The organism is Mucilaginibacter robiniae (genome assembly GCF_012849215.1).
Lineage (GTDB): Bacteria > Bacteroidota > Bacteroidia > Sphingobacteriales > Sphingobacteriaceae > Mucilaginibacter > Mucilaginibacter robiniae.
This window is the reverse complement of record NZ_CP051682.1, coordinates 1,691,716-1,705,960: the sequence shown is the minus strand read 5'-3', so window position 1 is coordinate 1,705,960 and position 14,245 is coordinate 1,691,716. Positions and strand designations below refer to the sequence as shown.

The following is a 14,245-nucleotide window of genomic DNA, read 5'->3' as shown; positions in this document are numbered from 1 at the left end:
ATAAGACAAGCTCCATTTCTAGAAATACAAGTTCTTTGTACTTCCGATCTTTAAATCCATTTTTAATCTAATATGATCAAAGCTATCTGCAAAAAAATTCCCCTAACCGTTTTGATACTCGTTTGCCTAATATCATCAAACTTAATTGTGAATGGCCAGGAGAATCACTTATTTTCGATAAAGGATACAGCAGCGGTACCAAAGGAGATTGAAGATCCTGAATGCTTGGGAATCAACAAAGAGCCTGAACACGCCACACTAATGCCTTATGCTTCCTTGAAAGAGGCTTTGGCCGCCAAAAGACATGCTTCATCTTATAGCACTTCCCTTAACGGCAGCTGGAAATTCAACTGGGTTGACTGGCCTCAAAAAAGACCGGTTAACTTTTACAAAATTGATTACGACGTCAGCAACTGGAAAACAATTAAAGTTCCTTCGAACTGGCAGATAGAAGGATACGGCACGCCTGCTTACAGTAATTATAACTACATCTTCAAAAAAGATTTTCCTAGGGTAATGAGTACACCGCCGGTCAGTTTTACTACTTACCAAGAGCGTAATGCCGTGGGTAGCTACCGCAGAAATTTTACCATGCCTACAGGCTGGGATAAAAGGCGTGTTTTTGTAACTTTTGATGGTGTTGACGCAGGTTTCTTTTTGTGGATCAACGGCAAAAAGGTAGGTTACAGCGTTAACTCCCGCAATGCGGCAGAATTTGATATCAGTAAATATCTACATTCCGGTGAAAATATGATCGCTGTGGAGGTTTATCGTTTTACTACAGGTAGTTACCTGGAGGATCAGGATATGTTCAAGTTGAGTGGTATTTTCCGTAATGTCACGCTCTGGAGTGCCCCGCAAGAGCATATCAGGGATTTCTTCATTAAAACAACGTTTGACAAACAGTGGCAGAATGCAGATCTATTGGTGAGTACAAAAATCAAAAACTATTCAGACCAACCAACGCCTGCACGTACATTAAATATTCAGTTGTATAACGGCGAAACACCGATGGCTGGCCTCAGTGCCATTAAGGATATTCCGGCATTGCAGCCAGGACAGGAGGTCACTGTTGATGTCTCTATTACAGTTCCCAAACCCCAGAAATGGACAGCGGAAACACCGAAGCTGTATACTACGGTATTGACAGTCATGGAGAAAAATTCAGTAATTGAGCTGATCTCCGCCAGGACAGGTTTCCGGCAGATCGAAATCAAAGGCCGCCTTTTTTTGGTTAATAACGTTCCTATTAAGTTAAAAGGCGTGAACCGGCATGAAAACTGGCCCGAAGACGGGCATGCGATAACCGAAGAAGAAATGATACGTGATATCTTGCTGATTAAGCAAGGGAACTGTAACCATGTCAGAACCAGTCATTATTCAGATGATCCGAGATGGTACGAGTTATGCGACGAATATGGCATCTACCTCGTGGCAGAGGCTAATCTGGAGAGCCATGGTGCATGGGACGAATTCAATGAAGAGCCCCGGATTAAAGCGGCTTTGATTCAGAGGAATGTCGCTAACGTGGAGAATTTTAAAAATCATCCGTCGGTGATCATCTGGTCACTTGGTAATGAATGTGGTTCGGGTGGCTCAAACTTCCTGGCGATTCTAGACGCCATCAAGCGAATCGATCAATCGCGGCCAACCCATTATCAGGGATTTGGTATTGGTGCGAAAAACCCGGCCGATATGGATAGTGAAATGTACACCCAGACCGAAGATCTCGAAAGGAAAGCTAACAACAATGCACTAACTAAACCCTTTTATTTGTGTGAGTATGCGCATGCCATGTTCAACTCGATGGGGTCTCTGGATATCTACAATGAGTTATTTGACAAATATCCTTCACTGCTAGGCGGCGCTATATGGGAGTGGCAGGATCAGGGTTTGTATAATGATCGTGATCCTAACCATCATATTACGGCCTATGGGGGTGGGTTCGGTGAGTATCCGAATGATCATTACTTTATTCATAAAGGTGTTGTCTTCTCCGATAGGGCTCAGAAGCCGCATTACCCTGAAATGAAACATGCCTATCAATGGATTACCATCACTAGTAAAGATCCGCTAAATGGAAAGTATCTGATAAAGAACAGATATCAGTTCACTGATCTAAAGCAATTCCAGGGTGAGTGGGTCATCACCGAAAATGGCGATAAGATCAAGACGGGAACATTCACCATTGAAACAGTACTGCCCGGTCAGGAAAAGGAAATAGCGATTCCTTACAAAATTCACCCGAAAGCCGGGGCAGAATACTATATCCGATTATCTTTTAAATTATCCAAACCGGAGCAATGGGCACCAAAAGGCTTCGAGATCGCTTGGCAGCAGCTGGCATTGCCCATCAACGCACCAGCTTTAACAGCAGCCGATCATAGTAATGGGAATCTGACGATGAATGACCATGATGGTATAATAGATGTAAAAGGTAAAGCTTTTTCTCTTTCCTTTAGCCGCCAAAAAGGCACGTTCATTAAATTGGAGAAGGATGGTAAAAACCTTCTTGAGGAAAATGGCGGGCCAAGGCTTCATCTTTGGCGTGCACCACACCAACAAGATGATATGTGGGCCGCTGAAGATTGGAACCGCAAAGGCCTGAAGGAACTTAATTGGTCGGTTTCTGGGTTAGTGGCTAAGCAATTAAAGCCGGGGATCATTGAAATCTCAGCTGACCTAAAAGGTATCGGTCGCCAAAATTTTGTCGTTAATCATCATGTCGTTTATACGATCTACGCGGACGGATTGATCAGATCGAAGAATGCGATCAGCTCCAATGACCCTAACTTGCCGGTAGCACGCCTTGGCGTTCGTTTCTTGTTGGACACCAGCTTTAATCGCTTTGAGTATTTCGGTCGTGGTCCTATGGAAAATTATGCAGATCGAAAACAGGGTTTCGATATTGGCCATTATGCAAGTACTGTTGCTGAGCAAATGACGCCTTACGAAAAGCCTATGGATTGCGGCAATCACGAGGACGTACGTTGGGCCAACCTATCTACCAGCACCGGCGTGAACTTGAAGTTCCGCTCTGATTCCTTGATGCAAGTTTCAGCCCTTCCTTATACGGATGAGGAGATGGAACCTGTGGAATACAAAATTGACCTCCCCAAGCAGAAAACGACATCTTTAGTAATCAGTCATCAAACGCTTGGCGTTGGATCCCATAGCTGCGGCCCGAGACCATTAAAACAGTACCAGGTCTATATCCGGCCAACAACGTTTAATTACGAATTTAAACTTTAAATTATTGCCCTCCCATCCCTTCTCATCCGAGAATAGAATTGGTTTAGCCTTGGAATTTCCGGGGCTTTTTTCGAAACTTTGGAAGCGTACAAACTAAGCTTATGAATAAAAGATCCATAATTTTCGCGCTGTTCTCCCTGGTCGGATCTGTAGCCATTGCGCAAAGATCACCTGTGGATTATGTAAACCCACTCTTGGGTACAGCTACCATATGGGATAAGAAGGATGCAGGGTTTCAGCCTACTCACCGGGTATGGGGCGCAGAGGTTTTTCCCGGCTCTTCGTTACCCAATGCCATGGTTCAGTTAACCCCAGTAACGCAGTTCCATAGCGGATCCGGCTATCAGTATGAGGATACCACCATCTTTGGCTTTGCACACACCAGTAAAGGTCATTGGAACTTATGTAATATTCCGATTTTGCCTGCTACCGGCAACTTTAGCGCAGATGATTATGCATCACCCTTTCGCCATAATCGTGAGGTTGCCCATCCGGGTTATTATAGTGTAGTTTTAGATCGGTATGGAGTCAAAGCCGAACTAAGCTCTACTTTACGCTGTGCTTTTCATAAATATCAATATAAGTCAAAAGCGAATAAAAGATTGATCGTCAACCTGCCTATGGCCAATGAGCGGGTAAGAAGTTGGGATATTGAAAAAACAGGTACCAACTCGTTTACCGGTTTTCAGCAGTGTGGCGAAACTATGTATTTCTATGCCGTTACCAATCAAAAAATCCGGTTTATTGATACCCTTAAAAAAGACAAATTAAGGCTGCCTGTAGTAGAGTTTTCTGAAGGAAACCCAACGCTCGAAGTTAAGATCGGTTTTTCTTTTGTGAGTATAGCCAATGCCAAAGAAAACCTGGAAAAGGAGATGTTGAATAAGCAATTCTCGCAGGTTAGAAACGAAGCTGCGGCAACATGGAATACTCTTTTATCAAAAATAAAGGTTAGTGGCGGAACTGAACGTCATAAGAGGTTGTTTTATTCCTGCTTATATCGTTCGTTTCTTTGGCCAGCCCTACGCAGTGATGTGAATGGAGAATTCACTAACCCAAGCGGAAAGGTGGTTAAAAAGAATTTTAACTACTACACAGAACCATCGTTATGGGATGATTACCGTAATAAATTAATCCTCTTAGGTCTTCTCTCTCCAAAAGTAACCGCTGATGTAATCCAGTCGTTAATTGAGAAAGGCAGACCAACGGGTTTCATGCCGACGTTCTTTCACGGCGACCACGCATCCTCTTTTATCACCGGTTCTTACCTGAGAGGCATTAGGGGGTTTAATGTCAAAGAAGCTTATCAGATGATGCTTAACAATGCCTATCATGAAGGGACAAGAAAGTATGTAGAAGAATATGAGCAAAAAGGCTATATCTCGGAGCAGGACATTCCTGACCCGCAGTTAGAAACAGTTGCTAAAGCAGCAGTTACCAAAACGCTGGAATATGCTTATGATGATTATGCAGTTGCTTTATTAGCGAAAGCGCTGAATGATACCAGTAATTACCACTCCTTAATGCAACGGACAAGCAATTATAAGAACTTGTTCGACCCTGCAACTAAATTAATGCGCGGGCGTCTTGCTGATGGTTCCTGGATTAAGAAGTTTAACCCGTACTTTCCATATTATGAATATATGTACAGAGAGGCTAATGCTTGGCAGTCTTCCTTTTTTGTGCCGCACGATGTTCAGGGGCTGATTAGCTTGTATCCTAACAAGGCTGGTTTTGAGCAGAAATTAGATTCTTTATTCAGTATTCCGTGGAAGGGTTATGAAGCTTACAATCTGTCTGGTTTTATTGGCCAGTATTGTCAAGGAAATCAACCCGATCACAGCTATCCCTTTTTATATTACTTTGTGGGGAAGCAGCAAAAATCGCAGGTATTACTAGATTCTATCATGAACCGGTTTTACGATATGGGAAAGGAACACTTAGCTTATGCTGGCATGGATGATGCCGGTGAAATGTCTTCCTGGTTCGTATTCTCTGCTTTAGGCTTCTACCCGTTTTCTCCGGCAGACCCGCAGTACATTATCTCCGTTCCCTTATTCGACCGGATCGATCTTCAGTTGGATAATCATCCATTTCAAATATCCAAAGTCGGTAAAAGCAAAAAGATCTCTAAAATCAATTTGGATGGACGTACAATAAATGGATTTTACTTGCAAGACCGGCAACTGAAAAGCGCATCGAAACTGACGATTATTACAGATAAACTTAAATGACAGGTCAGTATGAGCGAAAAATGAAATTCCTATATAAATAAGGCTCACGTTAAAGAACAATTGGATGGGTACATGTACCCGCCGTCTAGCTTCATAAACAGAAGCTATGGCGAAATGAACCTCAACCCAATATCAACTATTTCAAAAACTTAAAAAGACGGCTATACGAAAGTATAGCCGTCTTTTTAATTATCTCGTTCAGCAATCAAAGTAATCTTTAACCTCAAGCGAAACTATTGTAATTGAAATAGCCAACGTTCGTTATCGATAAAACTTTCCTGCCACAACACGCACTTTGTTCCATTGGTTGTACCAGCGCCTTTTACATTAACGCAGCTGCTTGGTCCGCAACGAGGCTTTAATTTGTAATAACCGTCGTAGTCGTACACCAATTTGAAATATTGTGATGAATTATTGTTGGTCGTGTATATTTCAATAGGTGTATCATTGACATTGCTGTTATTGGTAATATCAAGTGACATGGTGGTTGCACTTTGAGGAACTAAGCGGTAATACCCATAATTTAAAGGAACAATCTTGAACTTTTGGTTGCTACCACCGTTCCAGCCCCATATATCGGCCAAGCTGCTGCTCATGGCAATATCAAGTGCGCTCCCGCTAGCCATCTTTGGCGTTATCCGGTAAATACCGTTGTCGATCAAACCAGGCTGTGTAGCCGGCGTAACTTGTTGCATTACCACAGCGCTTATGCATTCGTTTGCCCCAGTCGTGTTATCTGCCGGGGTATTTGCCAGCCAGTTGTTCCAGGTAACGTTGAGATCGGTGCGACGTTTGGCCCAGGCAGCATCCGCGTTTTGTTTCATCCAGGTGTAATAGGTGCTCCACAAATTATTATCCCTGACGAACTCGCCAAGACCGCGGGCAAATTCTGATGCCCAGGTTCCGTTACGAGTAGTTCCACTCAAAACTTCACCCGTGGTTTTATTATTTCTGACATAATCTACAGAACGTTTAGCATCGTCGTAAATTGATGTTAAACCCGTAATACGATGTAATTGGTTGGCGGCACTGATGAATGCACCGACATTATATACATTGGCATCGGTAACGGGGGTTCCGTCAGGTAACATTTTTTCATAAACAGCGCCAGTCGTGTGATCATAGATATGACCCCAAATCCAGTTATAAATATTTTGTGCTTTCGTCAAATAGGTGGTCTCTTTGGTGAATTCATAAATATAACAACCCAGAATTACGGCAGTATTGTTGCTTAACCCCGATTTGCTTTCATGAGTGACATCCCACCAGATGCCTCCTCCCAGCGTAGTATCCCAGCCTCGGTCATAAGCTCGGTTAAAGGCGTACTTTGCCTGGGTGAGGTAAGTTGCATTCTGCGTAATTTGGTAGCCACGAACGAAAGCGATCCCTGCCCACAGGATATCGTCATTATAGTTGTTCCAGTTCCAATCGTACAAACCGCCGGTACCTTGGTTTTGCTGTAAAAAGGTATTCAGCAGGTTGGTGAGTAACGTTTTATGCGCGTCACTCTTCGTTCGGAGATAGGTGTCTTCTACCCCTTGAATATCCAAGGCTTGCTGCCAGAAATAATCCTTAGTGGCATCGCTCAGGCTTGTTTTGAAGTACTGGGTGTTTCCTTGTGTTGTTAAAAAAGCACTGGTATAACCATTGAATGCAGCATCCGCCTGTGAATTAACTTCACTGACTTTGAGATTGAATGATGTTGGCGCTGTTCCGACGTCTGTTTTTGTCAAATTCGCGATCGTTTCTGATTTCTTACAACTGGTGATCCAGAACGATGCCATCATCAGAATCAGCCCAAAGGCGCGTTTTTTTAAGATGTTTGTTTTTCTCATAACGTTTATATTTAGGTTTTAATGGTATAATGCGAGAAAAAGCAGTACATACAATTCAGGTACAAATAAATATGTACTTGTTTGCGTTCTTAAATTATTGAGAGGTAAGGCTTATATTAAAGCGAAATACTGAAATATAAATTAGATTTTTAAGCTAGAAGAGGGGATATGTACGCTACGTAAACTAATATGTACATGGTACTATGTTTCGCTTAAAAACTGTTGGATAGATTGGTCACAACGAACCTCAATCAATGCTTAATAGGCCCGTAGATTAAAATTAGAGGCACAACTGTTCAACTCATAAAAGGTATTTGGTGCATATAGGTATTTATTATCAACGGTTGGTAAATCTTGTTCGTTGATCTTATAGTGTATTAGTTGTTTTTCAGCGACTGCATAAATTGCATAGGCGATTTACCGTATTCCTTTTTAAATGCTCGCGAAAAGTTTGAGCTGCTTTGTAAACCTACCCGGTCGGCAACTTCACTCATGGTAATGTCTTCGTGGGTCATGATAAATATGGAACGCTTTAGCCGAACTGTACGGATAAATTCAGCTACGGATTGGTCTGATATGCTTTTGATTTTTTGATATAGTTTGGTCCGGCTTACATAAAGATGCCTGCATAGAAAATCAACATCCATTTCCGTATTTTCTAAATTTTCCTCAATAATGTTCAATAACTTGTTAAAAAATTCTTTATCCTTTTCTGAATGTACCAGCTCGGTAGCTTCTGAGAGGTAATTATTGGTGTAAGTCTCTTTTAATACTTCATGGCGCTGAAAGAGGTTGTGTACGGTCAACAATAATAAATCGACACTCAGCGGTTTAGAGAAATAAAAATCAGCTCCTGATTCCAGCCCTGCAATCTTTGTATCCAGGGCATCCTTAGCAGATAAAAGAATGATCGGTATATGCCGAGTTTCAAACCGCTCTTTGATTGATTTGCTGAATTCAATACCATCCATAAGTGGCATCATAATATCGCTGATAATTAAGTGGGGGAGGTTCTCCAACGACAAGTCGATTGCCTTTTGCCCATTCTCCGCTTCAAGAATTGAATATTCTTTTTCCAGTATCTGCCGCAGAAATAAGCGTAGTTCAGGATTATCGTCTACAATCAGGATGGTTTTGCCGGGTTTTGGAACGCTCATCTTCGGCTTTTCATCCGTTAAAGCCGGAACTAGCACCGATGTGTCCACCAGTTCCAGTTGTGCAGATTGCGTTGAGATTGGACTTATTTGCTCTTGCAATGTATAGTTGCTCTCACCCCAGGGAATTGCGATAATGATTTCCGTTCCTTGGTTACGTTCACTAAATACGGTGATGTTACCTTTGTGCAGTTGAGTTAAACTTTTAACAAGCGCCAATCCTATCCCCGAACCTAAATGACTACTGTTGATCCGGTAATACCGGTCAAATATCTTGGTAATTGATTCTTCGGAAATGCCGATACCAGTATCTGCCACCCGGAAATAGATATATTGATCTGCGCGGTACTCCTCATTTTTCAATTCGAACCCGGAGCTGTACTGGGGTTGAAAATGTGCGAAATCATCAAATACCTCTAGAACTACTGAGCCTTTTACATTGGTGTATTTGAATGCATTATTAAGGAGGTTATAAATGATTTTTTCCAAGACCTGAACATCGAACCAACCTTTTAATTCATAATCAACCGGTGCTCTGGTACTGTCTTTAAATTTAAAGTTGATAAGCTTAGAATCTGCTATATCCTCAAACTCTGCAGCAATTCCTTTACAAAATTCTCGGATATCAAGTTGTTGTACCTGCAACCTGATTACACCATCAGCAATTTTTTTAAAATTCATCAATTCAGCAATCAGATTGATAAGCCTTTTAGCGTTCCTGAGCATCATTTGATAGGAACTCTGCAGTAGAGAATCTTCGTTCTCTTTGATCAGCGCCTCCAACGGGCCAATAATTAACGTCAGTGGGGTACGAAATTCATGTGAAATATTAGTAAAGAACATCAACTGCTGCTGATATAATTCCTCCCGGTGCCGGTGCATTTCTTCGCGTTTGGCTTCATTGACAGCACGTACGGCCATGTCTTTTTTAAACCCGTGCCATCTTGCCTGATAAATGTATATGCCAATCAGGATACTCAGAATTAAAATGCTGTAGAAAACCTTGGCAGTAATACTTTTCCACCACGGCGGTGTGATTGTTAAAAAAAGCTTGGCTTCTGCGGTGCTCCAGATGCCGTCATTATTAGTAGCTTGAACAAGGAATTGGTAGTCACTGTAATCCAGATTGCTGTAAAAAGCGGAGGGCTTCCTGCCATTCGTATAGATCCAGTCTTTATCGAACCCGACCAGCTTATAGCGATATCTGCATTTCAGCGGATTAGGGTAATGCATCGCTGAAAAAAAGATGACAAAATTATTTTGAAGGTAATTCAGCGTGATGGACTTACTATAAGTTACTGTTTCAGGAAGGCTAGTCGTATCATCTTGGACTGATCCGTAAACCGGGTGCTGGTTATTAATTAGTATATCGGTAATAACTGGCTTTGCGGGTATGTGATTGGCCAATATGTCTCTAGGATTAAAAACGTTCAGGCCGTTGATCCCACCAAAGTAAAGCTTACCGTCAGGGCCCTTATAGGAGGTGCCAACTTTAAAACTATTCCCCTGCAGGCCATCATTCTTGTCATATTTTACTAGTACATGTTTTCGTAGGTTGAGAAACTGCAGCCCATTGCCACCCATCCAGATATTGCCATCTTGATCGATTTCCATGGATTCTACATCTTTAAAGATATCATATTGCTTATTCAGGTTATCAATCTGGTACCCTCCGGAAGGCTTTAGTCGGAGACGGTTTAGGCCACCGCCAATCGTTCCTATCCAGTATATACTATCACTTTGCTTACAAATTGGGTACGTGTAGTTCGATGTCAGTGAATTTGGCCCAATGCCTGCGCGATAGCTGGCATCATTTTTTATTTGCCCATACCGGTCTATCTGATAGCGGTTAAGGCCGTGTGTACTTGATACTAGAATCTCAGGTTTTCTTTCATCGGGTAAAATGAAATAACCTTCACCGAAATAGCGTACATGATAACTTGAATGTTGGTCTTTCCAGATCACACCGAATTGGTTGGTATGATTTCCAAACCAAATGTTGCCAAAACAATCTTTAGCTAGGTTTTCAATCATGAAGGCGGGAAACTCTGCCTCTCCGTCAAGATGCAAGACTTGTAGCGAAACCGGATTAATCACTTGTAAGCCCGTATAACTGCCAATCCACAAATGCTGATCATTATCCAGAGTAAGCGACAATATATTGTCACTTTGAAGTTGCAAGCCAGAACTGTGGGTATTAAAATGTTTGAATTTCTGATGTAAAAGATCATACCGGTTTAATCCACCCCCCATAGTTCCAATCCAAAGTACATCTCGTTCTGCGAGTATAGATCGGATATAATTTGCTGAAAGTGAATTTGCATTTTCTGGATTATGGCGGAACGTGTAGAATTTCTTTTGGTTAAGATCACAATAGTTCACTCCACCACTGAACGTTGCTACCCATAAGCATTGTGAACGGTCGATCAGAAGCTTTGATAAGGAGCCTGCGTTAAGGTCATAAATTCCCGATCCGTCCTTAATGACCTGCTTTAATTGTAAATGCCGGTCCAGCAATAAAATGGATGACGAAGCGTTAACCCAGTAATTGCCGTGGGCATCCTGCAGTATTTGCTTTATCACTTTGTAATCCGGCACAGGAACACTATAGCTGATCAAGAAATTATTTTGCGTACCTGTTCTCCTGGCAAAATAAATCTTCTTATCTCCGGCAAGTAACAGGTTTCCCTGAGCATCTATAGTTATACTCCCGGTTTCTTGGAGTAACCCACCGGTAAAATTAATTTTCCTGACCGTTCCTCTTTGGTCTAAGTTAAAGATACCCTTATCAGCACTCATCCATAATCCCTCATGTGTAGAGTAGGCCACGTCAAACACCCGCTTATTGTCAAAGTCATTCATGTGCTCACTAACTAAGTCGCGGTCTGTAATCCGGAATTTTCTTAATCGTCCGTCAGCCAGAACATAGAGATAATCGTTTTCCGCTTTATATAGCTTCTCGGGTGTGAAGGATGCTTCACCAACGATTTTGAAGTCTATATAAGTTTCCGTAGCAGGATCAAACCGCTGTATACCGCCCTCTGTTCCTAGCCATATTTGATCGTTCTCCCCGGCGAACAAACATCGAATTCGGTTTTTGAAGGCATTCTTGATCGGTTCATTGTTGTTATAATACTTTTTCAGGCTGTAACCATCATAGCGGTTCAGTCCAAAATAGGTAGCTATCCAGATAAATCCTTTATGATCTTGAATAACATCGTTGGCATCGGTATGGGATAAGCCTTCATCAACGGTCAGGTGCCGGAACCTGAATGGGTTGGCTTGTGCATAGGATCGTGCCGAAAATAACAACAAGCCGCAGGAAAGCATCACGCAGGTGAAAAAGCAGCATGCCGCAATCTTGAACCGCAAGGCAAAACAGGATAAAAACATCTTGAACAGAAGAATAGGTTTACTGATCTCGACAGTATACTGTCGAGGGAAAATAAAAATAGCCTTTATAGCCGTCAAAAGTGATGATTAAAGCATATAAAAATCGTAATGTTAATTTATATGTACAAATCGTTAATTTAACCAATGTCTTTTTAAGGTTGTTTTCATTGGTCAGGCTTGTGCCAGACAATTTAATTACCTATCTGATCACTCCTTCAATTAAACTTTTAAATATTGGAGAGAAGAGTATTTATACGAGAGGCTGGGTTAATTACAGGAGGTATCATGATGAGTGTTCCTGTAAAAGCATTTACATTCGATTACTATCCAAACGTCCCAATTTCGAAAACTGACCGAAGGTTTGAAAGCAAAGTAATTGAACAAGCCATTCTGCAGTTTCAACATAAGGTAAAAAATAAAGAGCCAGGCTGGCTTTTTGGCAATTGCTTTTCGACTACCCTAAATACTACTGTAACATTTCATAACCAAGGTGGCAGACCGGATACGTATATGATTACTGGTGATATCGATGCCATGTGGTTTCGGGATTCTAGTGCTCAGGTTTGGCCCTGCATCAGTTTCATCCCAAAAGACGGGCGTTTGAAGGGGTTAATTGCTAGTGTAATCAACCGAAAGACTGCCTATATCCTGAAATATCCGTATGCAAATGCATTTTACTATGACCCTGCTAAGGTGGGTAAATGGGCTCATGACCTAACCGATATGCAAGCCGGTATACATGGTAACAAACAAGCCTAAATAGTTGTAATTTTTATTGATTCAATTAATTGCAAACTTTTAGAGTGCCAAAAATAAGAAATGAGTTTGGTACTCTGATTGGTAACATAAATCTTGATAGAAAATGGCCAAAATTGCTGAGTCTGAAAATAAAAAAACCCGTAAATGATGAAATTTACAGGTTTCTGAGTCTATTTGACTCTCTTTTGGTGGGAGCAACAGGATTCGAACCTGTGACCCTCTGCTTGTAAGGCAGTTTTTTTGTTTATTTATGTTACTCTTTTATTTATAGATTCTTTACAAAAAGTGCCTTTATAGCGTTATTTAACCATTTTCGTACAACTTAGCATTCTGTTCATTATCTTTGATTTGTAAGGTTTGTGTAAACCACTGTGTAAACCGATGTAAAATGGCAGCTGAATATACCACCGTCAATGTTGTGCTTTATAAATCGAAGGTACTGTCTAACGGAGAACATCCGCTGATGATTAGGGTTTGTAAAAACCGAGTACGGAAGTACATCTCATTAGGCCTCTCTTGTCATGCAAAGGACTGGGATGGGAAAGCCAATCTCCCGAAAAAGAATCATCCCAGCAAAGCCAAATTTGATAGCATCATATCAAAAGCGATTAGTACATACAAGGACAAGGTTATTGACTTTAAACACGAAGGAAAAGATTTTACTCCTGATGTCCTAATCGCGGTAGCAAACAAGCCGGTCAAGAAAACAACCGTATTCAATTACTTTGCTATAAAAATACAGCACCTGAAAGATTGCCACCAGATCGGCAATTCAAAGGTTTACAATGACACCTGTAATCAGCTTAAGGCTTTCGCAGGAGATAAAGACATGACTTTCTCTCAACTGGATTATAACTTCTTACTGAAATTTGAAGCACATATGAAAGCAAATGGTTTGATGGATAACGGAATTTCTGTACGGTTTCGAACGATCCGGGCCTTATTCAACTCCGCTATCGCCGAAGATTATGTAAAAAAGGATTTGTATCCATTTGATAAGTTCAAAATTTCCGAGAGGTATAGTACAAAGACCCAGAAGAGGGCAATTACAAAAGAGGATATCAGGAAAATAGAGGCAGTTAGTTTGAAAACGGGCAGTGCCGTATTTGAGGCGCAACAGTATTTCTTGTTTAGCTATTACGGGCAGGGTATCAACTTTGTAGACATTGCCCATTTGAAATGGGCTAATCTGATCAACGGGCGGATTTTTTACAAAAGAGCAAAAACGGGAACTGAACTTAATTTCAGACTACCCTTACCGGCTCAGGCCATTATTGAACACTGGAAAAAATCAGATAACTCAGACAGGGATGACTACATATTCCCCATACTGAACCGCGATGTGCATAAAACGCCTACCCAGCAGCATAATCGGATACACAAAGTACTGACCAGGGTAAATCAGGATTTAAAGGATATAGGAAAGGAAGCTAAAATTGATATACCTTTAACCAGCTACGTGGCAAGGCATACATTTGCCACTGTACTCAAACGCAGCGGTGTCTCAACAGCAATCATCTCAGAGTCGATGGGCCATCAGACAGAAGCGATCACTCAAACCTATCTGAAAAGTTTTGAGAACGCTATTATCGATGAGGCTATGGAAAATCTTCTTTGA

At 41.5% G+C, this 14,245-nt stretch carries 6 protein-coding genes; 4 read left to right on the top strand and 2 right to left on the bottom strand.

All coding sequences use genetic code 11. From position 1 onward, the window contains the following. Positions 1 to 72: 72 nt before the first annotated feature. Positions 73 to 3,252, top strand: a complete 3,180-nt coding sequence (locus tag HH214_RS07520; RefSeq protein ID WP_169606738.1) for a glycoside hydrolase family 2 TIM barrel-domain containing protein — start codon at positions 73 to 75, stop codon at positions 3,250 to 3,252. Positions 3,253 to 3,353: 101 nt separating this feature from the next. After that, a complete protein-coding gene (locus HH214_RS07515) occupies positions 3,354 to 5,486 on the top strand; it encodes a GH92 family glycosyl hydrolase (RefSeq protein ID WP_169606737.1) in 2,133 nt (710 codons plus the stop codon). Positions 5,487 to 5,719: 233 nt separating this feature from the next. Here HH214_RS07515 and HH214_RS07510 read toward each other — a convergent pair whose 3' ends face one another. Continuing rightward, entirely contained in the window at positions 5,720 to 7,321 is a 1,602-nt protein-coding gene (locus HH214_RS07510; protein WP_169606736.1) for a glycoside hydrolase family 76 protein, read from the bottom strand. A gap of 377 nt (positions 7,322 to 7,698) precedes the next feature. Then, entirely contained in the window at positions 7,699 to 11,868 is a 4,170-nt protein-coding gene (locus HH214_RS07505) for a hybrid sensor histidine kinase/response regulator transcription factor (RefSeq protein WP_169606735.1), read from the bottom strand. A 234-nt stretch (positions 11,869 to 12,102) separates the two neighbouring features. Between HH214_RS07505 and HH214_RS07500 the strand changes: the two genes are divergently transcribed. Both HH214_RS07500 and HH214_RS07495 read left to right on the top strand, forming a co-directional pair. Beyond that, complete coding sequence (locus tag HH214_RS07500; protein ID WP_211166327.1) at positions 12,103 to 12,627, top strand: glycoside hydrolase family 125 protein; 525 nt, start codon at positions 12,103 to 12,105, stop codon at positions 12,625 to 12,627. A 388-nt stretch (positions 12,628 to 13,015) separates the two neighbouring features. Further along, positions 13,016 to 14,245 carry a site-specific integrase gene (locus tag HH214_RS07495; protein WP_169606734.1) on the top strand — a complete coding sequence of 410 codons (1,230 nt, stop codon included), beginning with the start codon at positions 13,016 to 13,018 and terminating at the stop codon, positions 14,243 to 14,245.

What these genes read in the sequence shown, in the direction of transcription:
- HH214_RS07520 (WP_169606738.1), top strand. Translation starts at nt 73, where the DNA reads ATGATCAAAGCTATCTGCAAAAAAATTCCCCTAACCGTTTTGATACTC.
- HH214_RS07515 (WP_169606737.1), top strand. Translation starts at nt 3,354, where the DNA reads ATGAATAAAAGATCCATAATTTTCGCGCTGTTCTCCCTGGTCGGATCT.
- HH214_RS07510 (WP_169606736.1), bottom strand. Translation starts at nt 7,321, where the DNA reads ATGAGAAAAACAAACATCTTAAAAAAACGCGCCTTTGGGCTGATTCTG.
- HH214_RS07505 (WP_169606735.1), bottom strand. Translation starts at nt 11,868, where the DNA reads ATGTTTTTATCCTGTTTTGCCTTGCGGTTCAAGATTGCGGCATGCTGC.
- HH214_RS07495 (WP_169606734.1), top strand. Translation starts at nt 13,016, where the DNA reads ATGGCAGCTGAATATACCACCGTCAATGTTGTGCTTTATAAATCGAAG.